The following is a 25,631-nucleotide window of genomic DNA, read 5'->3' as shown; positions in this document are numbered from 1 at the left end:
AACATTCAATCAAAACGTAGCTGTAAAGGTATCACAAAACGGAGTGTAGTTATGGGGTTGGCATCGTTGCTCTTATTTATTCTCATCTGGGCAGTGGTCACAGCCGCAAGTATTCTCTCGTATATGCATGAAAGCTCACCAAGAACATCTGATGCAGCGATTGTGTTGGGTGCAGCGGTGCAAGGAGATATTCCCTCGCCGGTATTCCGTGAACGAATTGAACAAGCCATAAGGTTATATAGAGCAGGCACAGTTCGTAACCTCATTTTTACTGGGGGCTCCAGTCAAGAAGGTATTCCTGCTGAAGCTTTGGTCGGACGCCAGTATGCTCTTACGCAAGGCGTGAAACCGGAGCACATTCAGGTGGAGGACAAGTCGGTAATCACCCAAGAGAATCTTATATATGCGCTGGAAATAGGTAAGAGGGAAGGTTATCGTACCTACACTATTGTCAGCGACCCTCTGCATATGAAACGTTCCATGAAAATGGCAGCCGAACTTGGCATGGACGCCGTACCATCTCCTACACAAACGACCGCGTATCACAGCTGGAGTACGCAAATCCCGTTCCTTGTCCGAGAAATAATTATGTATATGGGATATACAGTTAGAGGCTGGACTTAGAGGGCGAACTTAAAAGTGAAGAGACGGTCTTTTATTATAAGGTGAAGATATTGTCGTAGAGCAATAATAAAACCCGTTCTGTCAGTAACCTGAAGGCTACTGTATAGAACGGGTTTTATGTGTTGTTTTAATGCTGGCCGGATGTCCTTGTTGACGAAATATGTTCTGCTAAATGATAGCGAAAGAGAAGAAAGTTACACATTTCCTCCGGCGAGTGATGGCGAAGATGTACTAAAAGCATCAGCTGAACGAGTCGAGCCATCGGCGATGGCTTCGCCTTGAGCCCCTTGTTGCAATTGATACATCTGATAGTACCGGCCTTTCAGCTCCATCAACTCATCATGCGCCCCTTGCTCTACAATTTTTCCGCGATGCAGCACGAGAATCTGATCTGCAGAGCGAATGGTTGACAGACGATGGGCGATGATGAAAGTAGTACGTCCTTTTTTGAGGACTTCCAGCGCGTTCTGGATCAAAGCTTCCGTCTCTGTATCAATGTTGGCGGTGGCTTCGTCCAGAATCAGGATCGCGGGATCGAAGGCGAGTGCGCGTGCAAAAGAAATCAACTGCCGCTGTCCGGCAGACAGTGTGCTCCCTTTCTCAACTACCGGCTCGTCAAAGCCTTGCGGCAGATGCGCCAGAATACGTTCTGCACCTACATCACGCAGTGCCTTTTCAATGCGTGCCCGGGAGATCTTTTCATCACCCAGACTGACATTGGAAGCAATCGTGCCTGTGAAGAGATAAGGGTCTTGCAGTACGATCCCCATATGTTCCCGAATCCACTGCTTCGGCAATTCCTTAACGTTCTGTCCGTCAATCGTGATTTTGCCTTTTTGCGGATCATAGAACCGGAACAGCAAGTTAATGATCGAACTTTTACCGGAACCGGTGTGACCGACCAAGGCCACCGTCTGGCCTTGTGATGCTTTGAACGAGATATTGTTCAGCACATAATCTTTTTTATAAGCGAACGACACATCGTCAAAGACGACATTACCTTTGTACCTCGGCATCGAGCCGTCTGTAACGGGTTCTCCTTTTTCATCCATCAGCTCAAATACACGGCCGGCAGAGACAAGAGAGGAGTCAAGGTTCGCAAGCTGGTTCACCATACCGATGATCGGCTGGAACAACCGCCCGAGAACATCAACAAAGGCATACAGTACACCCAGTGAAATAATACTTGTACCTGTGATCGCACCTGCTCCAAAGTACCACAGAACTACGGCAAAGGCGATATTCCGCAACACATTCACCAGGTTATGAGAGGTAAAGGCATTCAGATTGAGCATTTTGTTCTGATGTTTCATATAGTCTTCATTCAGTTCTTCGAATTCCTGGCGAGTTTGCTTCTGGCGACGGAACACACGAATGATGGACATGCCCTGAATGGACTCGTTAATGATTGCATTAATCTCACTCAGTCGCGAGCGAATGATTGTATTGTATCGGGTGGCGAATTTGCGATAGAGCACAATCCATGCAATGAGCATCGGTACAACGAATAGTGAAATCAAACCCAGACGTACATCGAGCAGGAAGAGAGCGATATAAACTCCTGTTATCGTAATAATGCCTGAGAAAAAGTTGGACAGTACCGCCACAAACAGATCTTTTACGGCTTCGGTATCATTAGTGACCCGAGAAACGACCTTACCTGCGGGCAGGTTATCAAAAAAGTTCACGGGCAACCGCTGAATGTGCGCATACACATCGTTCCGCAGCCGTTGAATGACCTTGTTGGCAGAGGATTGCAGCCAGAAGGTTTTACCAAACTCCATAATAACCGAAATGACAAGGAAGATCAGATAATACACAATTAATTGATAGATGCTTGGCATCTCGGGTTTGTAAAAGGCAAATAGTTCACCGGCAGACAGCGGCACAGCCGCGTATTGCCCAGTAACTTCACCTGCACGAGTTATGGTTAAGGTTCCGTTCGCATAGGAACGATCGCCGTCAGGAGCATTGACCGGCTCGCCGACGAAATAAAAGCTTTTGCCGGCTTGCAGTACGCGTACCTCGGCTCCTTTGGTTTCGTCTGGTGCAAACAAACCTTCACGTTTATAATTTTTCCCTTGATAAACGGCGGCGTCTTCCGAAGCTGCCGTCTCATAAAATGGCTGCTCAATGGCGAGCAGGTGATTATCAATCATGGATTTGGCGATAAAGGGTCCGGCGAGTTCAGCCGCAACTCCAATCGTCAGCATGATTAAGGCAGCGATGAATGTGCCTTTGGCTTTCAAGGCGTAATCCAGCAACCTTTTACCTGTATTGGACTTCAAATGAGTTACCTCCTACGTGGACAGATTGGACTCGACCTGTTGCCGTTCATATTGTTCACGGTACCAGCCATTCTTGGCGAGTAGTTCCTGATGAGTGCCTTCTTCCGTAATTTTACCGTGCTCCAGCACGATGATCCGATCTGCGTGTTCGATAGCTGACAAGCGATGTGTCGAGATCAGTGTTGTTTTGCCAGCGCGTTTGTTGCGAATATTTTCAATGATTTTAGCTTCTGTGCGAGCGTCAACAGCAGACAGGGCATCGTCAAGAATAAGGATATCCGGATCAGCGATAAAAGCCCTAGCCAGAGATACCCGCTGTTTCTGTCCACCAGACAAAGCGATACCTTTTTCACCTACAAGTGTATCGAGACCGTCAGACAACGTTCCGAGATCGCCGTCAAAAGCAGCGGTACGAATCGCTTCCATAATGACATCATCAGACGCGTTTGGCTTACCGAATTGAATGTTCTGACGAACGGATTTGGAGAACAATACTTGTTCCTGTGGTACGTATCCGATCCAGCTGTGCAGATCATCCTTCGCAATATCCTCGATGGAATGTCCTGAAATGCTGAGCGTACCTGATCCAGCAGGGTATTCGTGCAGCAATTGTTTGAGCAGGGTGGATTTACCACTCCCCGTGCGTCCTACTACGCCAAGTGTCTGTCCGCGTTGAATGGTAACATTGATATGACTCAGGTTATCCACGGTAGAGGTTGGATAGCGGAATGTCACATCATTCATGACGATTTCATCCGGTTGCGTAATATGAACAGGATGTTCTTTGTCCTGAACAGCAGGCTCTACGGATAACGTTTCGTTCACCCGATCCAGAGAAGCACTGCCCCGTTGCATGAGGTTAATTAATTCACCGATGGCAAACATCGGCCAGATCATCATCCCCAGATACATGTTGAACGATACGAGGTCTCCCAGGGTGATTTCATTGTGGAATACAAGATAAATGCCGTAGGCCAGTGCAATGACGTAACTCAGACCTACAAATAGTCGAATGGTTGGTTCAAATAAAGCATCCATCCGGGCAACCGCTAAGTTTTTGCGATATACATCTTCCGTGACATCAGCAAATCGTTTCTCGTCCAGACGTTCCTGAACGTACGCGCGTACAACACGGATGCCTGCAATGGACTCTAACACCTGATCGTTCATATCACCAAAGGCATCCTGTGCCAACGTATAACGTTGATGCACTGCTTTACCATAGATCATCATAGCGATGGCGATAAAAGGCAGGGGCAGAATTGCAGCCAAGGTCAGCTTCCAGCTGACGAGGAACCCCATGGCGAACAGTACAGTTAAGAGAAATGCTGTGGAGTCTGTTAACGTGAGCATACCGAAACCTGCGGTTGTAGCAATAGAACGAAGGTCATTGGTGGCGCGAGCCATGAGATCTCCGGTTCTGTTTTTTTCGAAAAAGGGTGGTGTCATTCGCAGCAAGTGATCCATGAAGCGGGAGCGTAGCAACCGTTCTACGAGATTGGCTCCGCCGAATAATTTGTGCATCCATATGTACGTAATCAGATAGATAATGATGACCGTCCCAAGAATAAGTGCGATGTAAAACGTTAATGAGGTGCTTGTGATAGAGCCGCGTACGATCTCGTCGATGGCGTTCCCCAGAAGGCGCGGAGGCAGCAATTCAGCAATCCCCACAAGAATGAGCAAAATGACACCAACCAGGTATCTTTTGCGTTCCAGCCTGAAGAACCAGGCCAGGTTTTTAAGTACAGAGAACAAGTGTTATCCCTTCCTTTCGATGTGCAAGAAGTGCAAAGTTTCGTTCAAAATGACAGCTAAAGCTTGGTAAGGCTCATTCAAGCGCAGTTCAATCCAATAAAAAGCCCACAAAAAAAGACACACCGCACGCAGGCGGTATGTCTTATATCTTCATACGGCAGCATGACTCCAAGAGCAGAGCCGCCGCCGTACATAAGGTATTGTGAGCGAGCTTGACAGGGGTCTGATAAACAAGAGACACCTGAAGCGCTGTCTTATGAACGGAAAAGTGATTTCGGGGATACTCCGGTATTTAATTGTGTGTGAATGTGAACCAACTTATGTGTGTTAAACACCGTAATCACCCTTTCTTGTTAATGGAAATAAATGCAATGTAGACCTCGTATGTTTGCATCTTACCACCCGTTTTTACAATCTGTCAAACATTTTTCACAAGATCGTATGCCTGTGTATGATTTGCAGGGTTTGTGTTCAAGCCGCTCTAGCGATATGATGTAACATATATATACAAAAGGAGCTGACATCATATGAGTACCATACATGTATCCGACCAAGCTGCCCGCTGGTACAAAGAAGAATTGAACTTGAATGAAGGAGACAGCATTCGCTTTTTTGCTCGTTACAGCTCTGGCGGTGGTCTTCATCCGGGATTTTCTTTGGGAATTGCCGTTGAAAAACCGAGACATCCTGCGGATCAAACGGAAGTTTCCGGCATTCAATTTTTTATGGAAGATCACGATTACTGGTATCTGAAAGGGCATCAGTTGCATGTAGATGTTGTAGAGGATGGTCAGGATATTGAATATCGTTATACCGAAGTGTAATAAAACATTAGTCCATAAATGGAACGCGAGCACCGTCTTTTTTTAAAAAGGAGGGATGAGGAGTGGATCTACCGACACGGGATATTGGGCAATATATTGCGAAACGTGCAAATATTGTAGTCAAAGCAGCCATAATGGCTGCGAATGATCAAGGTGAGCTACTGCTCATCCAGCATGCCGAACAAGGGCATTGGCGAATACCTGTTGGAGAGATGCGTCCTGGAGAGACGATTGAAGGGGCAGCACTTCGTGAACTTTGGGAAGAAACCGGTTGGACAACGGAGTCGATGAGCTTTGAATCATTATACTCTGGACCGGAATTGCGGCAAGTGCATGCGAACGGGGATGAGGAGTATTATGTTATCGCCTTGTTTAAGGCGCGAATTATTCTTGATCATCTTGTGGAAGCGCGAGTAAACAGCGATGCGGGATTAAAGTTTTTTGAGCCGAATGCACTGCCGCCGATGAACAGTATTAGCCAAACGCTACTGGAACAGTCTGGCTTAAAGTAATACGTGCCACTAAAAGTACATGAACTCGAAAAAGACCTCGACTGCCACTATACAGTGAAAGTTGAGGTCTTTTGCATTTTTTCGTATATGTGTTCTCGGGATTATACCTGATCCAGCGGCTCATCATCCATTGCAAAATCGAAATCATCGATATCAAACACCTGCACAGGTGATTCGGACTCAATGATACGGGCGATTAACTCCACTTGATCGGTCAGGATTGGAATCCCCAGACGCTGAGAAGTAAGAATCAGTTCTGTCTCTATCGGATCAAAATATTCTCCATATTGAGCGGTATCCATGGCGTTAACAATCGTAATGGAGGCTTGATCACCAAATAGAATGGCGGGGCTTTTTGCCCATGGTACCGCCAGGGCGCGCTCAATCTTTTTCTTATTTAACGGCTCTTCAAAGTAGGAGATTAATTCATTGATCTTGGTTTTAACATGCTGATCATCTGTAGCATTATCCATCATGGGGTCAGCACTGCTCTGAAATTCATATAGTTCAAGGATGGTGGTGTAAGGAACGATATATTCCACAGGCGCCGGCGGCGCAAGCAATTGACCGTAAATAGCCACCATCACGGCTTCGGTAACAAAGGGACGTGACATGGTTCCTGAATCCTCCTGAGGACGATAAACGTCGTGAAGTGCTGAATGAGTTCATCTGACAAGGTGAGAAAGATGCCCATTCCCTGTTGCAAAATTCATGTATCGGTTTGCATGAATAGAAGTATAGCACAGAGCGGTGGGAAATACAGCCAGTTTGCAAAAGCATACACGATTACCGTACCGTACGGTTCAGGATTTACCTAAAAGCAGGGACAGGATGCCCGCTGCAATCAAAGGCCCGACAGGTACACCTTTGAACAAGGCAACGCCAAGAACTGTACCGATCAAGAGGCCTGCCACAACTGTTGGCTGTGTGCTCATCAGCGATGCGCCGCGACCGCCCAGATAAGCCACAAGCAAACCAACGCCAATGGCGAGTAGTGACTTCCAGTGCAGAAACGATTCACCTATGGTCTGCAAGCTCATTTTACCGCTGGCGAGAGGAGCCATGACACCGATTGTCAGAATAATAATACCCAGTGTGAGCCCGTATTTTTCAAGCCAGGGAAAGGCTTGATTGACATTGAGTACACGAAGCAGTAACAGGAATACCATCGCTACAGTTACAGGTGTGTTACTGCTGATGATGCCAAGCGCTGCGAACACGAGCAACAGGAGAGAGGTCATATCCATGGATTTCATTGCTCCTCAGACTGAGCATGATTTTTGCTGCCACGATGTTCTGAATTGTCAATGGTATGTTCTGTTTTGCTAATGATATGTTCAGCAATGTACCGTCCATGCCAGCGGCCTGACTCAATGAATACTTCATTGGCATTGCGTCCAGAAGCGATAACACCGCCCACATAAACGCCTGGTACACTACTTTCCATCGTTTGTGGATCGTACAGTGGCTTATCCATATCCTCAGACATCTCTGCTCCAATGGAAGCAAGCAATTGGCGGTCAGGTCGAAAGCCGGTCATGGCGAGCACGAAGTCATTCTCAAGCTCGCTTTCCGAACCATCTGTATGCACAATTCGAATGGAATCATCCAGGATTTCATTGACACGGGAACCAAGATGAAGCGTAATGCGGTTTTTCTGTACCATACTTTCAAATAACGGGCGAACCCAAGGTTTAATATGCTCGGACAGACCTGTACCGCGGTATACCATATCAATATGAGCGCCAACCCGGACAAGCTCCATGGCGGCGTCAACCGCTGAGTTACTTCCACCAATGATAGCCACGCGTGTATTGGTATATGGGTGTGCCTCGCGGAAGTAATGCGTGACATTATCCTTGTCTTCACCTGGAATGCCAAGGTAATTCGGGTGATCGAAATAGCCGGTAGCCACAACGACATGCCGCCCTTGATGTACGATGGTTTCTCCACGCCGATTAACCGTATGTACCTCGAAGGTGCCGTCTTCCTTACGCTGGATCTCACGGGCTTCCTCATAATTATGAATACGCAGGCCGAAATGTTCGGCTACTTTGCGATAATAGGCAAGTGCTTCATAACGAAACGGCTTGTCATTGGCCGAACTGAACGGCACGTTCCCGATCTCCAGCAACTCCGCCGTACTGAAAAATTGCATGTGAGTTGGGTAGAGATAGATGGATTGTACGATATTGTGTTTCTCAATAATGACAGCGGACAATCCTACCCGCTCGCATTCAATGGCAGCGGACAGACCGCATGGGCCTCCGCCAATAATAATGACATCTTCCATGTTCTTAATCCTCCTTCATTACAAGCAATATAATCCTACCGTAAATAACACTTCAATGCCAGTTCTGCGAGGCAACACAATGTGTTGAAAAATCAAAAAATAAATTGAATTGACTTCCAGATGAATAAAGACTAGTATCAAATTAGATATTTATCTAATTGAATGTGAGGTGTATGTTGATGCAGCTTGAGAAAATTGTGGCCTATCACAAAGCCTTGGCTGATCCTACCCGCCTTCGGATGCTTTTGCTGCTTTCCGAAGGAGAACTGCATGGTCAAGCGCTGGCGGAGCGCCTTAACTTGTCTCAGCCGACGGTGACTCATCATGCTGCCAAGCTGAGAGAAGCTGCGCTTATTCAAGAGCGACGGGAGAAAAATACGGTTTATTTTACCCTGAACCCTTCGTTCATTCGCGAACATGCCCAGGCTTCAGTTGATTTTATTTTCAAAAGAAAGGAGCAGTCTGATATGACAGATGTGAACGAAACACTGAAAGCGTCTATCATGAGAAACTTTTTTTCAAAGGATGGCCGGCTTCGCCAAATTCCTGCGCAGTACAAGAAAAAGCTGGTTGTGCTTGAATATCTGGTGGAGCAATTAGAGTCTGGACGCAAGTACAGCGAGAAAGAAATCAACTCGTTTATTCAGGAATATCATGAGGATTTTGCAACCCTTCGCCGGGAGTTTATCATGCATCAGTTCATGTACCGCGAAGACGGAGTGTATGAACTAAACCCTCGAGAAATGTGGACGAGATGGGATCAAGTGAAATAAAGAGAGAATAGCTCCAAAAAACAATGGGCTTGACAAATGCACAACAGACTGTGTAACATGATGGCATATTCTACAAGGGAGGCGATGTTCATGACAAATCTAACGGCAGTATACGTGGAGTTGAATAGGAACAGCGTCTCCGGAACGGATCAAGGTACATCGATTTTGCTATAGCTGGATAGAAGTATCCAACTTTGGCGAGCGATGATAAGACCTTCATACAAAGTCACGGGTGACGTACCCGTGGCTTTTTTGTGTTCTGATATGGGGAGTTCCAGGGCTGGGATAACGGACGGAGTACAGGATGACCGTTATTCAACATGCTGTGGAGGCAACCTCATATTCGGATAACTATGGATTGCCGCGGGTGTGAACAACCTCGTGGTTTTTTTGTTTGGATCTGTAATCGGAGATGCAGGATGGTGTCGTGAAAAAAAATGAATTTAAACACACTTCAACTGAATCATAAACAATCTGGGAGGAATTTTTATTTTAAATCAACGTATGGAAAATAAGGGCATTGAAAATTATGGCTGGTCTGAGGCATGGGAGAAACGATGGTCTGAGGAACAGTTGGGCTTGGAATCCAGACGGCCTGCCCGAATTATTGCAGATCATGGACATATGCAGCGTCTGATCACAGCGGACGGAGAATGTTGGGGCAAAGTGTCGGGAAAACTCCGTCATGACAACTTGGAGACAGGACTTGCACCTGCTGTTGGTGATTGGGTAGCTGTGGCAGGAGAACAGGGCGAGGAAGTGATTATTCATCATGTATTGCCACGTCAGAGTCGTGTATCCAGGCAAGCCGCTGGCCCGGTAACGAAAGAACAATTGATTGCAGCGAACGTAGACTCCCTTCTGATCGTTGCGGCGCTTAATCATGATTTTAACCTCAGAAGACTTGAAAGATATGTGTTAATGGCTTGGAACGGGGGAGTAAGACCGGTTATCGTCCTGAGTAAAAGTGATCTGTGTGATGATGTACAGGGACGAATCCGTGAAGTGGAGGGGATTGCACCAGGCGTGGAGGTACTGGCGATTTCGGCAATCGAAGGACAAGGGAAGGAAATGCTGGAAACTTATCTGAAACCAGGTGCAACTGTAGCGCTCACTGGCTCCTCCGGAAGTGGTAAGTCCACACTGGTCAACTGGATGATGGGCAAGGATGTTCAGATTACGCAATCCGTGCGTGAAGGGGACAGCCGTGGCAGACATACAACGACACATCGGGAGATGTTTGTATTACCACAGGGAGCTGTCTTGATCGATACGCCGGGCATGCGTGAACTTCATCTCTGGGACGAAGGAGAAGAAGGTCTTTCACAGGCATTTGGAGAGATTGAAGAGCTGTCTGGCGCGTGCAGATTTATGGATTGCAGTCATACGAAGGAAGAGGGCTGTGCAGTTAAAGAGGCCATTGCAAACGGTGAGTTGGATGAGAAGAGGCTGAATAACTTCCTCAAGATGCAGAAAGAAATGCAGTATCAGCGGCGCAAGGAGGAGGTGGCTTCGCGCAAAAGGACAGCTTCAAGCAAACCGGTAAAAACACGCAAGGCCAAGCATGCCCATCGGGCCAAAGATTGGGAACAGGACTGATATGAGGCGGGGCATCCGTATTTGTCTTGCATAGGATAAGGCAGGAGGGATGTCGTGATGCCGAATTACAGAATCATCGTGGACTTGTCCGACCATATGTTATATCTGCTAGATGGAGATCAAGTTGTGAAAGGTTATCCGGTAGCCACAGGTAAAATGCTGACCAGCACTCCAAGCGGAGAGTTCACCATTGTCAACAAACAAGAGAATCCTGGAGGGCCTTTCGGTGTGCTCTGGATGGGCCTGTCCAAACCCCATTATGGTATTCATGGAACCAACGAACCATCGTCGATTGGCAAGTCCGTATCACATGGCTGCATTCGGATGTACAATTCAGACGTGCTGGATTTATCCTCAAAGGTATCCGTGGGAACCCGAGTTACGATCCGGCCATAGGCCGGATATTCTTTTTTTTTGAAAAGGGGGCGAAGCTATGCATATAAGGTTAGCACGTGAAGGGGATGCGAGGGGGATCGCATACGTACATACAGAGAGTTGGAAAACGACATACCGCGGAATTGTGCCAGATCACGTTTTGCATCTTTTGACTACAGAATCACGATTAGCTCAGTGGGACCAGCAGTTACGCGCTAGCGAAAATGATCAGATTTTGATCGTCGCCGAGGATGAAGAGGGGGAAATTGTCGGTTTTGCCTGTGGAGGTAAGGAACGCGAAGGTCAACTACCCTATGATGGCGAGCTGTACGCCATTTATCTGCTCCAGTCTCATCAAAATTCTGGAATAGGCAGACAACTTGTGAAGCAGGTGGTTCAGCACCTCCAGACATGCAAGATTGATAATATGATGATTTGGGCTTTGGAGCAAAACCCGGCGTGTCGTTTTTATGAAAAAATGGGTGGTATACCTGTTCATACACAGTCGATTCGTATCGGGGATGAAGATCTGGAGGAAGTCGCGTATGGCTGGCCTGATCTGGCTTCTTTTGAGGCATAGTGCACACGTTGCTTTATTCATATTGTGACAAAGCCCGATCCGCTTTCAGGTTGCATTATCCGTTTGCTTAACTTCGAACAAGGTTAATGAATGAGACATCGTTTTTTTTATGTACATTCTAATCTGAAGATCGGAGGCTTGTGTAATGACTTTAGTAGATAACCAACATAAATCGGCGACATGGACTAAACAGTTCATTTCAGGTAAATGGGTGGAAGGCTCAGGCGAGAAAACGATTGAAAACATGAATCCGTATACGGGTGAAGTGATCGCGACCTGGCGTTCTTCCAGTCCAGAGGATATAGATCAGGCTTATAAGTCTGCGCAAAAGAGTTCGGTGGAATGGAAAGCAACGTTGCCTTCCGTTAAGGAAGGGGTGCTTCGTAAAGTCTCATCTTTAATGGAAGAACGAAAAAATGAGATTATACAGCTACTCATTACGGAATCCGGTAGCACACGCATCAAAGCTGAAGCAGAATTTGCCGCAGCGAAACGTATTGTGGATGAATCGGCTTCATTTCCTTTTCGAATGAAAGGCGAACTGCTTCCGTCCAATACGCCGGGCAAAGAAAATCGGGTAGTCCGTGAGCCCAAAGGGGTTATCGGCGTTATTGGACCATGGAATTTTCCGCTACATCTATGTTTGCGTTCCGTCGCACCCGCAATCGCACTCGGCAACGGTGTGGTGATTAAACCCGCTTCGGATACACCGATTACAGCAGGATGGCTGATTGCGGATCTGTTTGAACAAGCGGGTCTGCCAGAGGGGGTATTAAATGTAGTCGCCGGAAGTGGCAGCGAGATTGGGGATTATTTTGTCACACATCCCATTCCTAAAGTCATTTCATTCACGGGTTCTACAGAAGTGGGTAAGGGCATTGGTAAACTCGCCGGTGAGCATCTCAAAGAAACTGCACTGGAACTCGGCGGCAACAATGCGATGATCGTTCTGGATGATGCGGATGTTGAGCATGCGGCTCAGGCTGCTGTATTCGGAAAGTTCCTGCATCAGGGTCAGATTTGCATGGCGCTAAACCGTATTATCGTACACGAAGATATTTACGATCGGTTTGTTCAATCCTTTGTTAACAAAACGAAAAACATACATGCCGGTGATCCGGCTGACGAGAAAACACTGGTAGGTCCCCTAATCCGAAAGAAAGAAGTGGAACGGCTTCTAGAGCTCGTACAGCAGGCTAAAGAGGAAGGCGCGCAATTAGTGCTTGGCGGAACACATCAGGAAAGTGTGCTTATGCCAACCGTGCTTGCAGATGTCCAACGCGAGCAGGAGATTGTACAGCAGGAGCTGTTCGGACCAGTAGCTATCATTATGAAAGCTACAGATGAGCAGGATGCTATTGGGCTGGCTAATGATACTCCTTATGGTCTGAGTGGCTCTGTATTTACGGCCAATCTGGAGCGGGGGTACCGGGTGGCAGGGCAGATTGAATCGGGTATGGTACATGTCAACGATCAATCGGTGAATGATGAAGCACATGTCATGTTTGGCGGAGAGAAATCGTCAGGCATAGGTCGTTTTGGCGGAGACTGGGCGATTGATAAATTCACACGTACACGCTGGATCAGTCTACAACATCAATTTCGGGAGTATCCGGGCGTGAACTAAGTCGAATATGCATGAATAGAGAGAGGCAGTCCGTGGTTTATCCGAGTCGGTTCGCGATGAAGCGACAGGAGGTGCATGAAGCCCGTCTGAGTGATATTGGGACGGGCTTTTGCATCATTTTACAACGGATGCAAATAACACTCTCAATCGAATGAAAAAGCTGTTTGGGCAACTTCTGATCTGGTTATTTATGGATACACGGGACGAAGTACTCCGTAAAAATCATGGCAAAGGGGCTTGGAACTTATGTCCATTGACCGCTTTATTTTAAGGAAAATAAATACCTGTCAGGAAGAACATACACGAGAAAATTTGGTTAGATTGTTTGTCATTCGAATACGAAAAGCTGAGTTTGCAGAAGAACATGATGCGGCTTACGTGTTGGAAAAGCTGAAATAAGAGGGTGCGGATATGCCCAAAACCACGTCAAAAAGGAAGCTTGTCCTTTATAGGGAAGCTTCCTTTTTCATGGTAACGCATAAACGAAGGTTACTGGACTCTTCTTCAATATAACGATAGAGCAAGAGAGTCATTTTCGCTGCGGCTGTGAAGAATAGCTTCGCCGCCAACAATTTCAATACTAATCAAAGAGTGCAGACATTTTTGCAAAGCGCGTTTACCATTACTGATCTTATGCTCAAGAGCACTGCTAAGCAATCTTAATGTTTTTTGCACAGGTTGTTTGTTTTCTTGATTAAAATATACAGGGATTGATTTGTCTTGAAAAGTTATTAGAGTTCTCACTTGAAATCACCTCACGAGAGTTATTTCATACAGGTAATATTAAATACCAATGCTTAAAATTACCTTAAAATCAGCTTATGAAAACATAAAGGTGGATAAAGTTTGAAAAGTGTTCACAATTCAATTGTGGACGAAGGAATAAAAGTCCCGAATCTCTTCTTTCTTTTTCTATTAAATGGAAATCACAGCGATAGTTTCGCATCGTTGCAATTTTTTTACCAAACAATGACACAAAAGTTCTGAGTCAAATGGACGATATTTTAATATAAACGTGGGTCATATGTAACAAAATTACAGCGAATACGTTGCAAACAAGGGTTTTATATAAGAAAATAGGATGGAATACCGTTTCACTCGCATTTTTTTGATTTAATCTGACATTAGGACAATTTACATATGAGACCTTGGGAGGGCTTCACATGATTCTAACCGTGTATTCCGGCCGGGAGGAAGGCGAATGGTTCGACATTGAGGTTCCGGATGAATGCACCATTGAACACCTGAAGACGTTGCTCGGTGTACGAATATTCGGACAGGCGCCGGGGGATGGCATTCAGTATATTTTGGAAGCTAAATTTCCTGAGGGACTATGGTTTACTCCCCAGAACGCCCAGCAGCTAATGGAGACGGGGCTACGTCAGGGAAGCTGTGTGCGTGTACAGCGGGCTTTTTCAACGACTTCTGAAGAGGCACCCATCTACGGGAGACGCTCATTATTTCAGCAGGAGAGCAACGAATGACGCTCTGTGGCGTATCATTCATTAATTGAACGACTAAAAGGAGGTCTTTTCTTCGTGAATGTGTTATATCAGCGTTCTCCGAGAATGACACCGGTTTTGAAGGAAGAGAGCCTCGAAATTCTAAGGCCGCCTGCAGAACCGAACAAACCTACATTTTCCATGATTTCAATTGTGGTTCCCGTGATGATGACGATGGTCAGCATCGGTTTCTACGTGTACATTAATATGACTGGCAAAATGAATAACAGCAATTATATGATGTTTCAAATGATGACGGTTATGATGATGCTTACATCGTACACCATTCCGTTCTTTGTATATCTCAGCAATAAAAAATCATATCGCAAAAAGATCGAGGAACGTAAAGCGATGTATCTTGCACAGCTGGATAAACATCGTGAAGAATTGAAGGAAGCACAGGCGGAGCAAGTGAAAAGCCTGCATGAAATCCATGGTGATCCATCCGTTTGTCTGCAAATTGTCAAGAACCGAAACAGTTCGCTTTGGGAGCGTTCCCCGGAAGATGACGATTTTTTACAGGTACGTATCGGTACGGGAGAGATTCCGTTTCGCATCAAACTTCAGGTACCGCGTATCGATGGATATGAAAAGGATGAGTTGATTGAGGCCGCTCATGGACTCGCTGCGGAATTTCAGACCGTGCCCGATGCCACGATAACCCTGCCTCTATTCGAATCCAAGGTCATGGGTCTGGTGGGGGATCGGGAAGAAGTGATGGCTTCGCTACGTGTTATCGTCTCACAGCTTACGGTGAGGCACTCACCGGATGAACTGAAACTTGCTGCATTTTATGAAGAAAAGGATACCAAGGAGTGGGAATGGCTCCGCTGGTTGCCTCATATTTGGGATGAGGATCAAGGGCAGCGATATATGGCCGACAGGCACAGCAGTGCGCATCAATTGGCGGACAGCTTGTTTTCCGTGTTGAACCGCCGTCGTAATAACAAGGAAGATCGCTACAAAAAAGCGGTGCAAACTCCTTGTTATGTTATTATTCTGTCGGATACGCAACTGATCGAAGAAGAACCTCTACTTCCACTACTGCTGGAGGCTGCGCAAGAGATTGATGTATGCACGATTGTGCTGGCGAACCGCAAACAATCCCTGCCTATGCACTGCCAGTTAATTATGGAGGCTTCCAGAGGCAAAGGAGTGTACATCAAAAAGACGGAAGATGCGGATGTCGTCTCGCAGACATATAAACCGGATGTGATCTCCAAGGAGACGGCAGAGGCGTTATCCCGTTATATGTCACCGATTCGTCTGAAGCGTTCCTCCGCTTCGGAGATCCCGCAAGTGTTGCCACTATTCGATATGCTCAGCACTTCACGTGTGGAGGATCTGGATGTTGTCTCCCGCTGGGGGCAAACCAGATATCCGGACACACTGCCTGTACCTATGGGGGTAAGAGCTGGTGGTAAAAAAATAGCTATTAATCTGCACGATAAAATCGAGCGGCAAGGGCATGGTCCCCATGGTTTGATTGCGGGTACAACAGGCTCAGGTAAAAGTGAGGTTATTCAGTCTATTGTTGCTTCGCTGGCAGCCGAGTTCCATCCACATGATCTTGCTTTCATGCTGATCGACTATAAGGGCGGAGGTATGTCTAATACCTTTGTCGATCTACCGCATGTTGTAGGTACCATTACGAATCTGGATGGTAATCTCATTGAACGTGCCAATGTTTCTCTTCGCGCTGAACTGGTGAGAAGACAGAAGATTTTAAATGATGCGGGCAACCTGCAACATATTGATGAGTACTACAAAATTTTGCGTTCAAGACACGAACAACCACTGCCGCATCTTGTAATTATCATAGATGAGTTTGCTCAACTGAAACGTGACCAGCCGGAATTTATGGATGAGTTGATCAGTATTGCGGCGATCGGCCGGACACTGGGTGTTCACTTAATTCTCGCAACCCAAAAACCTGCGGGAGTCGTGGATGATAAAATTTGGAGTAACTCTCGTTTCCGTATCTGTCTTCGTGTACAGAGCGAGGGAGATAGCAGAGATATGATAAAAATTCCAAATGCTGCTTGGATTACGAAGCCTGGCCGAGGTTATTTTCAGGTCGGCAGTGACGAAGTCTTTGAAGAAATGCAATTTGCCTGGAGCGGCGCACCTTATAATCAGCAGGAGGATTCAACAACGGTACTGCCTGTAATGGAAGTACGCCTGAATGGCAAACGTGAACCACTGCTGACGGGAGAGCGAAGAGCTGTTCTCAAGGGAGAGGATGTGCCGAAACAGCTGCAAGTGTTCATTGATTATGTGGCAAAGGCTGCTACAGAAGCCGGCATAGAACGTTTGCCTGGACCTTGGTTGCCTCCGCTGCCAGAGATACTGGAACTGGACGGTCTTCACGACTGGAAGCAGAAGGAGAAAAGAGAATCTCTGCTTGATGACGGGGCGAGTGGTCTCAAACCTTTGGTGGGTATGCTGGATGATCTTCCGAATCAGCGTCAGTTGCCGCTGGCATTGCCCATGGATCAGGGGCACCTTGTCGTATATGGCATGCCTGGACTTGGCAAAACGACTTTTGTTCAAACGTTATTAATGTCTCTTGCCCGTACGGAGCGCACAGAGCCGTGGAACGGATACATTATTGATATGGGACGTATGATGAAAGACTTCGCTGGGCTTCCGCAGATCGGTGGCGTGATGATGGCCGAGGAGGAAGACCGGATCAAGCGTTTGTTCCGTTACATTCTGAAAATCTCGGCGCAGCGCAAAGATATGATCTCGGAGGCCGGGGTTAAAACGATTTCGGCTTATCGTCGTACGGCTCATGCTACAGTTCCACAGATTATTGTGGTTATTGACGGATATATGTCTTTCCGTAATGCTTACCCGGATGAGAATGAATCGCTCGAGACCATTTTGCGAGAAGGCGGAAGTTTAGGTATTACCTTTGTGCTGACCGCGAATCGGGTCACTGATATTTTCGAAAAATTCAGAAGTAATATTCAAAATGCTGTTTCATTTGAGCTCTCTGATCCAAGTGATTATTATTATGCTGTAGGGCGGCCTTCCAAGGCGCCAAGCCAGCTGCCTCCTGGCCGAGGTCTAGTGAAGGGACAAGTCCCACCACTGATGTTCCAGGCTGCTCTGCCATCTTCAGGAGCGGACGAGGGTGAACGATCTGCCGCTTTACGCAGAGCAATTACGGAGATTCGTCAAGGCTGGACAGGTGAGGAAACGCCACAAATTGCGCCATTACCGGAAGAAATCAAGCTTAAAGATTTGCTTGTTCGTACAGGTACCTTCGGCAACGTAGGGGGAACTTCAACGGTAAATGTACCTGTAGGTCTGCTCACGGATGATTTGGAGCCGTTTGAACTTAACCTGCGTGAAGGGCCGCACTTTATGGTGACCAGTCCGATGGAAGGCGGTAAAACGACTTTCTTGCAAACCTGGATGTTATCACTGGCCTACCATGCTTCACCTGAGGATGTGCAAATATACACAGTAGATATGAGGTATGGGTCAGGTGGATTAGGTGAAATCAGCAGTTTGCCCCATGTCCGTGGACACGTATCGAGGGAAGAATTGCTTGCGCCTGTCATTCAGGAGTTGTACGATGAAGTTCTAAAACGTGGTGAGATTACCGGAGGACCTGAAATCGTACTTGTCGTGGATGATGCGGACACCTTGTCCAAACAGCTCACTGATTTTAATATCAAAGATCAACTCGGTGTTATTGTTCGTCAGGGCAGAGACAGAGGCATTCATGTGATTCTCTCAGGCGTTCCGGCGGATTTTCCGACGTTCGGTTCGGATTGGGTAAGTGATGTAAAAGCATCCCAAAGCGGATTGCTGTTCGGGACTTTGGACCCTAATGATCTCTCGTTCTTCCGTATACCTTATTCGGAATCCGGGGGTACCGCAGGTGGGCTGAAGGTACTGCCACCGGGTCAAGGTTATTATATAAAACGCAAATATTCCAGGGTTAAAGGTGCAGTTCCATGCGATAGCAGCTGGAAAATGAATAATTGGATTTCAGAAATTCGTGACCGATGGCATGTTGTAGTTTGAGGGGAGGTGGCTCATAATGTTGACGGTTCATGATTCTAAGCAAAAGGTAGTCACGTTACAGATTAAGGAACTATTTTTCCTGGCTGGTATTCTCGGTTCAGATCGATTGCTCGGCGTGGAAGACCCTTTCCGAGGTTATATGGCAGAAGATATTGCCATGGAATGGGAGCGTGTCAAAACCTCTTTGCTAGACAAAGGCTACTTGATTCAGGATCAAGATACCAATGAGCTGATCATGACACCAACCGTTTTTTCCAGAGTAGCCATTGCCGGATTATCCGACAGAGCGTGCTGGCTCCGTTATACGATTGACGGGAAGTCGCAGGAAAGTTATATACACTGCACGGATGAACGGGTCGTTGAAGTAGCCCGCGCTACGGATGTCCCCGATTCGTTCCGTCTAAGTGACTTGGGTAATGTTCGTGAAGCCATTGATGTTCTGATTGAGCGGATGAGGTGGAGCGGCCATTCTCCAGTGGATAAACCGGCACTGATGTGTTCCAAGAAAAAGTTTTATGATGTCATGAACGGATTGAAGGGGTATGAAGTACAAACCGTGGCTGATGAGCTCTCACAGGAAACGAATGATCCTGAAGGTTCACTGGCATTAGCACGTTGTCTGGTAGGCAAGCAATCTGACGGAGAGCTCAGATTGCTTGTATGGGGACAGGAGGGCTGGCAGTCACAATCGGCGGCATTTACCGCGAGTGCAGCCTCCAACTGGTTATTCCGAATGAGCACGGCGGCTTCGGATGACTGGCTCGTTGCAGCGCTCACAACAAAAGAACAGTTTCACGAAATGCTGCTGGACTGGCTTAAACAGCCTGCAGGGGAAGAGGAAAGGTGATGGTAAATGCGCATTCGTGTGGAACCGGATGTGCTTCGGGCACTGAGCAGGCAGATTCAGTATGCAGCGGAGCAAATACAGCAAAAAATGACAGTGTTGGATCAGGCGATACATTCGCTGGATTGGGATATCGAGTCCCGTGCAGCGGTGATGAGCGAATGGAATCGTAGTAAACGGCTGGGTGAGGAAGCCCTTCGTCGTTTGATGGACTTAAGTGTACAGCTCGGGCGCAAGGCATTGTTATTTCAACAAGCAGACATGGAATATCGTTCCGTGCTGAGTCATGTCAATGTGGCCTATGGCAATGCGGTCAATATGCTGAATGTTCTTCAGAGTAGCCGCGGTGGCGATATCCTGCCTGCGCATGCTGCTGATGTAGCTGTTGTATCCGACCCGCTTTCCGCTATGGCGGCTGTGTATCGGATACAGGATAGTGCTCCACCTGATGGTTCTCCGGCAACCCTTGTTCAGGCTACACAGCCTGAGCCTGTTTCATGGAGATTCAGAGACCCCTCTTTTCGAGAAAGAAGAGGAACTGAACCTGTAGTTTCATAGCGGCCTACCAAATGTAGTACAACTGCACGTTAAATAAATTGTAAATAGTCTGTTAGTTGAAGTTTCATATGCTAAAAATGGGGTAAATAGGATTAGGTCCTTCGGCTTTTGTCCGAATGATCCTTGTATAGTACAATTTGAACAAACAAATTTAATTGCACACATCAAGGAGGAATTTAACAATGGCAGGACGTATTTTAGTTACCCCAGAACAACTGGATCAGGTTTCAAACCAATTCAAACAAAGTGGAGAGCAAAGTCAACAAATCGTATCTTCATTGACTCAATCCATCACAAGCATGGAAGGACAATGGGAAGGTATGACGAAGCAACGCTTCTTCCAAGAGTTCCAGGAAGCTAGCAAACAAATGCAATCCTTCGTTCAAACGTTGAATAGCATTAGTGTAGAACTTTCAGCAATCGCGACTAAATTCCGCACAGCAGACCAATCTCGTTAATCTGCTCTTACATAGGTCCAGACGATTTGATTATATGCATCGTCCTGGTCATATGCGGGCATCAAGTTAAAGATTGCAAGATTAAGGCAAAAACCGGGTGGATTACACCCGGTTTTTGCCGCAACTATGACACAAAAAACAGAGAGAGGGATGAGCATGTCTTTTCAACCGAATCCCGGCGATGAAGTGGTGATTAATGATATTGCCTATACGATTGGTCAGCATCCGGCTGCACCGGGGCTTGCTTATGCCCAAGCGGGAAGGCAAGGTATAGTTTATCAATTGATTCCCCGGACGGGTACCATTCATGGGGCCAAAGCACTAAAAGTATTTTTTCCAAAATTCCGTATCCCGGCTATGGTCTATCAGTCCGAGCATATGGAGCCATATAGTGAACTGCCAGGCTTGCGGGTATGCAAGCGTGAAGTGCTCACTCCGGAAAGAAACGGAGCGCTTATTGGAGAACATCCCGATCTGTTATATGCAGTACTGATGCCTTGGGTACAGGGTCTGACCTGGTTCGATGTGATCAGTGATCAAAAGCAGCTGACAGCGGAGGAAAGTCTGCAGCTGGCTAGAGCACTTGCAGGTACAGGTTCTGCAATGGAGCAACGTGGACTCGCACATTGTGATATGTCTGCTCCGAATGTAATGATTCCGTTTTTTTCCGAAGTGCAGAACTCGGCCCTGACTTCTGCAGTTGAACTGGTTGATGTGGAGCAGATGTACGGCTCCAAGATGGATCGACCAGATGCATTGCTTGCTGGTTCACCTGGTTACGCAGCCCATCGAACGGTGCACAGCGGCTTGTGGAGTTCTTATGCAGATCGATTTGCCGGAGCTGTTATTATCGCCGAGATGTTATGCTGGTCCGACCCCGCCATAGTAGAGAAAGCTTGGGGAGAGAGTTATTTTGATCAACATGAGATGCAGACTTCGAGCGAGCGTTATTTCGCGATGCGCGGTTCCCTTGAGAATCGCTGGGGCTCCAAATTATCAGATCTGTTTATCCGGGCATGGGAAAGTCATGATCTGAGCAGTTGTCCAACGTTTGGGGAATGGTACATTGCCCTTGCGTCTGTGGACACCGAGCAGGCTGAAGCCTTTCTGGCTGCTCTGGAAGCGCCGCAAGAGGATGTAACAGAATCTTCAGAAACTGATGTGGTTGCCACGCCAAAAGACTCTGAAACATCAACGAGTGTGAAACAAGATGCTAAAGCTGGAGATACATCGAATTCAAAACAATCTCCGGACCAGGAGGCCGTTGTAAACCGGCTGTTTTTACAAGCTAGAGCGCTGGAGGATGAAGACAAACCAGCAGCGGCCCTTGAGGTTTATCGGTCACTGTATCACTTCATTCCGGATAACAGTGCGATGCAGCTGGAAGTAGAGGCCGCGATCAAGGAACTGGATGCCAAAATCAACTCAAACACGGAGAGTACTGAGCCGGTAGTGATTCCATTCTACCGTTCCAGAAAATTCATGATCTCCTCGGCAGTGCTCATTGTACTGCTTGCCGGGGGTGTACCCACAGTTAAAATCCTTGCCGATCAGGCCGAGGTTAAACAGCAGGAGGCTGCTCGTATAGCCGCAGCAAAAGCGGCAGAAGATGCGGAAGCCGCCAAGCTCAAACAGGCAGAAGCCGAAAAGCAAAAGGCTGCAGAAGCGGCAAAGCAGGAAGCTGATGCAAAGAAAAAGCTTGTTGAGGCTAAACAAAAGGAAGCGGAAACGAAGAAACAAGAGGAAGAACGTAAAGCCTTGCAGGCTAAATACGAGAAGCAGGCTAAATATGAAGCTTATCTGGCGAAGCAGGAGCAACAGAAAAAAGAAGCAGCACGTAAAGCACTGCAAGCAAAATACGACCAGCAAGCGAAGTATGAAGCTTATATAGCGTGGAAAAAAGAAAATGACGCCAGAATTGCAAAGGAGAAGGCTGCTGCCGAAGCCAAACGTAAGCAAGAGTTGGCTCAGAAAGAAGCTCTTAAGAAAAGACGGGCTCAAAATGTCGTGACACTGATTGCAAGCTATAACAAGGCGTACAATGCACAAATAGGAAGAAAAACGGACAGCGCTCTTTCGTATGCTCGCGATTTCAAAAACCTATATAATACGGACGCTTCGTATTTTAAAGGTGTAGGTAAAGTGGCGGCACGAATGAGTGCGATCAACAAATTTTTGAGTAATTCCAAGTACTCACTGCCAGACTTATAAATTTATATTAAATAATAGAGGTGACACACTCTAGATGAACTACACAATTCAAGCATCGCAACGTACACCTGCACTTATTATTTATTTAATTGATATTAGCGCCTCCATGAATATGGTTCTGGACAATCGTCGCCGGATTGACATCGTTTATGATGCTTTATCTTTGGCGATCCGGCAGATGGTATTTCGTTCAACCAAAGGAAATCGGCTGACGCCGCGGTACCGAATTGCTATTTTGGCCTACAGTGACGATGTATATGATGTATTAAACGGGATTAAAGGAATCGATGAGGTTGCGGCTGTAGGTTCTTTGCCTGATTTGACACCTCGACGTTTCTCAGACTCCGCAAAAGCATTTTTGCAGGCAGAGAAAATTTTGCAAGCAGAAATACCTAACATGCAGGACTGCCCTGCACCACTCGTATGTCATATGACCGATGGTGTTGCGACTGGAGAAGACCCGGAGCCGATCGCCAAGCGCATTATGGGCATGAGTGTGCCGGATGGCAATGTTTTGGTTGAAAATATATTTATAAGTGATCATCTGCTGGAAGCTCCGATTGCAGAGCCTAGACGCTGGAAGGGGATCTCACCAGAGACAAACCTGCAAGACGAGCATGGGGAGAAGTTGCGTAATATGTCATCCGTGCTGCCTGAAAGCTATCGCGAAATGTTGGTGGAGGCAGATTATTTGCTAGCACCAGGCGCACTCATGATGTTGCCTGGTACTTGTGCAGAACTGGTATCCATTGGATTCCAGATGTCTGCTGCAACACCTGTAAGATAGGAGGGGAATCATGCGAGCAATGCGTATGGCAACATTGTCTGCCAGTGATCGAGGGGGACATGCGAAGCAGCAACAGGATAATTTTCGCTATGTAAGCATTCAGACTGGGGAACAGCCGTTAACTCGTTACCAAGGCAAGCTGAAATGCAGATACGGATATGGACGTGCAGCCGAAACCGTGAACCAGGGTGACGCAGGGCAAGACTTTGTTGCGATTCGCATGCAAGGTAATGTCTGTCATTTTGTATTGTGTGATGGAGTTGGCATGAGTTATCTGGGTGATTTTGCTGCGCGTTTTCTCGGTAGTGCGCTACTGGAATGGCTGGAAACGACGTCATCATTAACCGCTGAAGGGGTCGAACAGTTTCTGCAAAGTCTAACGGGTTCCGCATCTGAACAGTTAGAACAACTACAGCCCTTGGATACCTCGCCTCTTCTGCTACGGGAGGTATTGATGGAAAAGCGAAGCCAAGGAAGTCAGGCGATGTATGTATGCGGACGCATTGAACTCACATCTGGAAGACGAAAGAGCCGAGTATGGCTGGCATGGCAAGGAGATTCCAGAATCCGGCTCTGGCGTAATGGACAGGAGCAGTCGGAACAATTCCAAACACATTGCAAGACCAATGAGCGTTGGTCTACACGAGAAGGCTCCATAGGGGGGAGACCCCATGTTTTCGAAATGAAAGGTTCAGGAAGTGAATCATTTCGCCTTCAACTGTATACAGACGGACTGAATGATCTCGACGCCATTGGTACATACATCCCGGATGAACATATTCAAGTGTTGCTGGATGCCGCCCATACCGGCGGACTTGAGGATGATGCCGCTTTCATCGAACTGGAGTGGTGAACACGCCCTGTAACGAGGATCGTTTTCTGAGATAGATCTGCGTGTGGCTGGTGCAGATCGTCAGTGTATGTAACTGCCTGAAAATGAAAAAAGTTACGAGTGTTGATTTAAAAGCTGCTGGTTTTGGGTAATCTTGTGAAGAATTGATTGAAATAAAATCAGATTAAATCTTTACATAATTTCCAAGACGAAGGAGTGGTTGGGCTATGACACAACACAGCAGCAGATCACCATTTCAAGGTAAGGTGGCTATCATTACAGGAGCTGGCTCGGGAATCGGCAAGGCCACGGCACTCAAGCTGGCGAATGAAGGAGCGCATGTAGCGTTGTTCGATCTGGTGAATGATCGGATTTCAAAGACAGAAGCGGAGATTAATGCGAACCATGAAGGGGCTGCACGAGCATTCGATGTGGACATTTCCGATCCGGCACGGGTTGAAAAGGCTGTACTGGAAACGGTGGAATTGTTTGGAGGACTGGATATCGTTTTTGCTAATGCGGGCATTAACGGGGTGTCTGCTCCAATCGAGGAAATTCAGGTACAGGACTGGCAACAGATTATTACGACGAACTTGAACGGTACATTTTTCACTGTAAAATATGCTCTCCCACATCTGAAAAAACGCGGCGGCGGTAGCATTATTATTACGAGCTCGATCAATGGGAATCAGCGTTTCTCCAGCTTCGGTATGTCGGCGTACAGTACGTCAAAGGCAGGACAGGTTGCTTTTGCCAAGATGGCGGCTTTGGAGCTGGCGAAATTCAAGATCAGAGTCAACGTAATCTGTCCAGGTGCGATTGCTACCAATATTGATCAAAGTACGATCAAAACAGATGACCTGCAGGACATTATCATCCCGATGGAATTCCCGGAAGGACAGCAGCCACTCGCGGATGGACCAGGACAGCCCGAGCACGTTGCGGATCTGGTTAGCTTCCTCGCTTCCGGCGCATCCAAACATATTACTGGAGCCGAGATTGTGATCGATGGTGCGGAGTCTCTGCTGAGCTGATCAGGTAAACGATGGGGAAGTAACTGGATAAGACAGTAACCGTTATTCGTAGATGATTAGCCCACAAGCTGAATGTTAGATAATTGAATGAGTTTGGGTAATATCCATAAG

At 47.0% G+C, this 25,631-nt stretch carries 24 protein-coding genes; 18 read left to right on the top strand and 6 right to left on the bottom strand.

The window, feature by feature from the left end:
• Positions 1-51 precede the first annotated feature (51 nt).
• A complete protein-coding gene (locus tag J2T16_RS06395; protein WP_221791108.1) occupies positions 52-624 on the top strand; it encodes a YdcF family protein in 573 nt (190 codons plus the stop codon).
• A gap of 194 nt (positions 625-818) precedes the next feature.
• Here J2T16_RS06395 and J2T16_RS06390 read toward each other — a convergent pair whose 3' ends face one another.
• Positions 819-2,912 carry an ABC transporter ATP-binding protein gene (locus tag J2T16_RS06390; protein ID WP_336122396.1) on the bottom strand — a complete coding sequence of 698 codons (2,094 nt, stop codon included), beginning with the start codon at positions 2,910-2,912 and terminating at the stop codon, positions 819-821.
• Positions 2,913-2,924: 12 nt separating this feature from the next.
• The gene (locus tag J2T16_RS06385) at positions 2,925-4,670 is read right to left on the bottom strand and encodes an ABC transporter ATP-binding protein (RefSeq protein WP_090921082.1); all 1,746 of its coding nucleotides are present in this window, start codon (positions 4,668-4,670) and stop codon (positions 2,925-2,927) included.
• Between the two features lie 527 nt (positions 4,671-5,197).
• Here J2T16_RS06385 and J2T16_RS06380 point away from each other — a divergent pair.
• Together J2T16_RS06380 and J2T16_RS06375 are read left to right on the top strand one after the other, a co-directional pair.
• Positions 5,198-5,494 carry a HesB/YadR/YfhF family protein gene (locus tag J2T16_RS06380; RefSeq protein ID WP_154886324.1) on the top strand — a complete coding sequence of 99 codons (297 nt, stop codon included), beginning with the start codon at positions 5,198-5,200 and terminating at the stop codon, positions 5,492-5,494.
• A 62-nt stretch (positions 5,495-5,556) separates the two neighbouring features.
• The gene (locus J2T16_RS06375; protein ID WP_221791105.1) at positions 5,557-6,006 is read left to right on the top strand and encodes an NUDIX domain-containing protein; all 450 of its coding nucleotides are present in this window, start codon (positions 5,557-5,559) and stop codon (positions 6,004-6,006) included.
• Positions 6,007-6,107: 101 nt separating this feature from the next.
• Here J2T16_RS06375 and J2T16_RS06370 read toward each other — a convergent pair whose 3' ends face one another.
• The 3 genes from J2T16_RS06370 to J2T16_RS06360 all read right to left on the bottom strand — a co-directional run bounded on the left by J2T16_RS06370 (position 6,108) and on the right by J2T16_RS06360 (position 8,299).
• Positions 6,108-6,620: an ADP-heptose synthase gene (locus J2T16_RS06370; RefSeq protein ID WP_090921076.1), complete on the bottom strand. Its 513-nt coding sequence runs from the start codon at positions 6,618-6,620 to the stop codon at positions 6,108-6,110.
• A 189-nt stretch (positions 6,621-6,809) separates the two neighbouring features.
• The gene (locus J2T16_RS06365; protein WP_090921075.1) at positions 6,810-7,253 is read right to left on the bottom strand and encodes a DUF441 domain-containing protein; all 444 of its coding nucleotides are present in this window, start codon (positions 7,251-7,253) and stop codon (positions 6,810-6,812) included.
• A gap of 5 nt (positions 7,254-7,258) precedes the next feature.
• Positions 7,259-8,299: a YpdA family putative bacillithiol disulfide reductase gene (locus J2T16_RS06360; protein WP_499017982.1), complete on the bottom strand. Its 1,041-nt coding sequence runs from the start codon at positions 8,297-8,299 to the stop codon at positions 7,259-7,261.
• Between the two features lie 179 nt (positions 8,300-8,478).
• Between J2T16_RS06360 and J2T16_RS06355 the strand changes: the two genes are divergently transcribed.
• The 6 genes from J2T16_RS06355 to J2T16_RS06330 all read left to right on the top strand — a co-directional run bounded on the left by J2T16_RS06355 (position 8,479) and on the right by J2T16_RS06330 (position 13,652).
• Positions 8,479-9,072, top strand: coding sequence for a DUF2087 domain-containing protein (locus J2T16_RS06355; protein ID WP_154958921.1), 594 nt, complete (start codon positions 8,479-8,481; stop codon positions 9,070-9,072).
• Between the two features lie 504 nt (positions 9,073-9,576).
• Entirely contained in the window at positions 9,577-10,671 is a 1,095-nt protein-coding gene (rsgA, locus tag J2T16_RS06350; RefSeq protein WP_499017981.1) for a ribosome small subunit-dependent GTPase A, read from the top strand.
• Positions 10,672-10,728: 57 nt separating this feature from the next.
• Positions 10,729-11,067 (top strand): L,D-transpeptidase, encoded by a 339-nt coding sequence (locus J2T16_RS06345; protein WP_090921069.1) that lies wholly within the window; start codon positions 10,729-10,731, stop codon positions 11,065-11,067.
• A 37-nt stretch (positions 11,068-11,104) separates the two neighbouring features.
• Entirely contained in the window at positions 11,105-11,626 is a 522-nt protein-coding gene (locus tag J2T16_RS06340; RefSeq protein ID WP_499017980.1) for a GNAT family N-acetyltransferase, read from the top strand.
• A 145-nt stretch (positions 11,627-11,771) separates the two neighbouring features.
• The gene (locus J2T16_RS06335) at positions 11,772-13,253 is read left to right on the top strand and encodes an aldehyde dehydrogenase family protein (protein WP_499017979.1); all 1,482 of its coding nucleotides are present in this window, start codon (positions 11,772-11,774) and stop codon (positions 13,251-13,253) included.
• Positions 13,254-13,499: 246 nt separating this feature from the next.
• The gene (locus J2T16_RS06330; RefSeq protein WP_167375738.1) at positions 13,500-13,652 is read left to right on the top strand and encodes a hypothetical protein; all 153 of its coding nucleotides are present in this window, start codon (positions 13,500-13,502) and stop codon (positions 13,650-13,652) included.
• 105 nt (positions 13,653-13,757) lie between these two features.
• Here J2T16_RS06330 and J2T16_RS06325 read toward each other — a convergent pair whose 3' ends face one another.
• Entirely contained in the window at positions 13,758-13,997 is a 240-nt protein-coding gene (locus J2T16_RS06325; RefSeq protein WP_090921063.1) for a hypothetical protein, read from the bottom strand.
• 419 nt (positions 13,998-14,416) lie between these two features.
• Here J2T16_RS06325 and J2T16_RS06320 point away from each other — a divergent pair, with 419 nt between their 5' ends.
• From J2T16_RS06320 to J2T16_RS06280, 9 genes are all read left to right on the top strand, one after another.
• Positions 14,417-14,737, top strand: coding sequence for a hypothetical protein (locus J2T16_RS06320; protein ID WP_090921061.1), 321 nt, complete (start codon positions 14,417-14,419; stop codon positions 14,735-14,737).
• Positions 14,738-14,791: 54 nt separating this feature from the next.
• Entirely contained in the window at positions 14,792-18,796 is a 4,005-nt protein-coding gene (essC, locus tag J2T16_RS06315) for a type VII secretion protein EssC (protein ID WP_499017978.1), read from the top strand.
• 16 nt (positions 18,797-18,812) lie between these two features.
• A complete protein-coding gene (locus tag J2T16_RS06310) occupies positions 18,813-19,643 on the top strand; it encodes a hypothetical protein (RefSeq protein WP_090921057.1) in 831 nt (276 codons plus the stop codon).
• A 6-nt stretch (positions 19,644-19,649) separates the two neighbouring features.
• The gene (locus J2T16_RS06305) at positions 19,650-20,198 is read left to right on the top strand and encodes a WXG100 family type VII secretion target (protein WP_154983861.1); all 549 of its coding nucleotides are present in this window, start codon (positions 19,650-19,652) and stop codon (positions 20,196-20,198) included.
• Positions 20,199-20,380: 182 nt separating this feature from the next.
• Positions 20,381-20,656, top strand: a complete 276-nt coding sequence (locus J2T16_RS06300) for a WXG100 family type VII secretion target (RefSeq protein ID WP_090921054.1) — start codon at positions 20,381-20,383, stop codon at positions 20,654-20,656.
• A gap of 156 nt (positions 20,657-20,812) precedes the next feature.
• On the top strand, positions 20,813-22,867 hold the full coding sequence (locus tag J2T16_RS06295; protein WP_221791094.1) for a protein kinase family protein: 2,055 nt from the start codon (positions 20,813-20,815) through the stop codon (positions 22,865-22,867).
• A gap of 34 nt (positions 22,868-22,901) precedes the next feature.
• A complete protein-coding gene (locus J2T16_RS06290; protein WP_090921050.1) occupies positions 22,902-23,654 on the top strand; it encodes a vWA domain-containing protein in 753 nt (250 codons plus the stop codon).
• Positions 23,655-23,664: 10 nt separating this feature from the next.
• Entirely contained in the window at positions 23,665-24,507 is an 843-nt protein-coding gene (locus tag J2T16_RS06285; protein WP_090921048.1) for a protein phosphatase 2C domain-containing protein, read from the top strand.
• Positions 24,508-24,713: 206 nt separating this feature from the next.
• Positions 24,714-25,520, top strand: coding sequence for an SDR family oxidoreductase (locus J2T16_RS06280; RefSeq protein WP_090921046.1), 807 nt, complete (start codon positions 24,714-24,716; stop codon positions 25,518-25,520).
• Positions 25,521-25,631 lie beyond the last annotated feature (111 nt).

The sequence above is a fragment of the Paenibacillus intestini genome (assembly GCF_030803945.1).
GTDB lineage: Bacteria > Bacillota > Bacilli > Paenibacillales > Paenibacillaceae > Paenibacillus > Paenibacillus polysaccharolyticus.
This window is presented reverse-complemented; position numbering and strand designations above follow the sequence as displayed.

Bases quoted from the DNA above. Each gene is read 5' to 3' on its own strand.
- J2T16_RS06370 (WP_090921076.1), bottom strand. From the start codon at position 6,620: ATGTCACGTCCCTTTGTTACCGAAGCCGTGATGGTGGCTATTTACGGT.
- J2T16_RS06355 (WP_154958921.1), top strand. From the start codon at position 8,479: ATGCAGCTTGAGAAAATTGTGGCCTATCACAAAGCCTTGGCTGATCCT.
- J2T16_RS06380 (WP_154886324.1), top strand. From the start codon at position 5,198: ATGAGTACCATACATGTATCCGACCAAGCTGCCCGCTGGTACAAAGAA.
- J2T16_RS06285 (WP_090921048.1), top strand. From the start codon at position 23,665: ATGCGAGCAATGCGTATGGCAACATTGTCTGCCAGTGATCGAGGGGGA.
- rsgA (WP_499017981.1), top strand. From the start codon at position 9,577: ATGGAAAATAAGGGCATTGAAAATTATGGCTGGTCTGAGGCATGGGAG.
- J2T16_RS06345 (WP_090921069.1), top strand. From the start codon at position 10,729: ATGCCGAATTACAGAATCATCGTGGACTTGTCCGACCATATGTTATAT.
- J2T16_RS06305 (WP_154983861.1), top strand. From the start codon at position 19,650: ATGCGCATTCGTGTGGAACCGGATGTGCTTCGGGCACTGAGCAGGCAG.
- J2T16_RS06290 (WP_090921050.1), top strand. From the start codon at position 22,902: ATGAACTACACAATTCAAGCATCGCAACGTACACCTGCACTTATTATT.
- J2T16_RS06300 (WP_090921054.1), top strand. From the start codon at position 20,381: ATGGCAGGACGTATTTTAGTTACCCCAGAACAACTGGATCAGGTTTCA.
- J2T16_RS06395 (WP_221791108.1), top strand. From the start codon at position 52: ATGGGGTTGGCATCGTTGCTCTTATTTATTCTCATCTGGGCAGTGGTC.
- J2T16_RS06360 (WP_499017982.1), bottom strand. From the start codon at position 8,299: ATGGAAGATGTCATTATTATTGGCGGAGGCCCATGCGGTCTGTCCGCT.
- J2T16_RS06365 (WP_090921075.1), bottom strand. From the start codon at position 7,253: ATGGATATGACCTCTCTCCTGTTGCTCGTGTTCGCAGCGCTTGGCATC.
- J2T16_RS06320 (WP_090921061.1), top strand. From the start codon at position 14,417: ATGATTCTAACCGTGTATTCCGGCCGGGAGGAAGGCGAATGGTTCGAC.
- J2T16_RS06280 (WP_090921046.1), top strand. From the start codon at position 24,714: ATGACACAACACAGCAGCAGATCACCATTTCAAGGTAAGGTGGCTATC.
- J2T16_RS06310 (WP_090921057.1), top strand. From the start codon at position 18,813: ATGTTGACGGTTCATGATTCTAAGCAAAAGGTAGTCACGTTACAGATT.
- J2T16_RS06295 (WP_221791094.1), top strand. From the start codon at position 20,813: ATGTCTTTTCAACCGAATCCCGGCGATGAAGTGGTGATTAATGATATT.
- J2T16_RS06335 (WP_499017979.1), top strand. From the start codon at position 11,772: ATGACTTTAGTAGATAACCAACATAAATCGGCGACATGGACTAAACAG.
- J2T16_RS06340 (WP_499017980.1), top strand. From the start codon at position 11,105: ATGCATATAAGGTTAGCACGTGAAGGGGATGCGAGGGGGATCGCATAC.
- J2T16_RS06330 (WP_167375738.1), top strand. From the start codon at position 13,500: ATGTCCATTGACCGCTTTATTTTAAGGAAAATAAATACCTGTCAGGAA.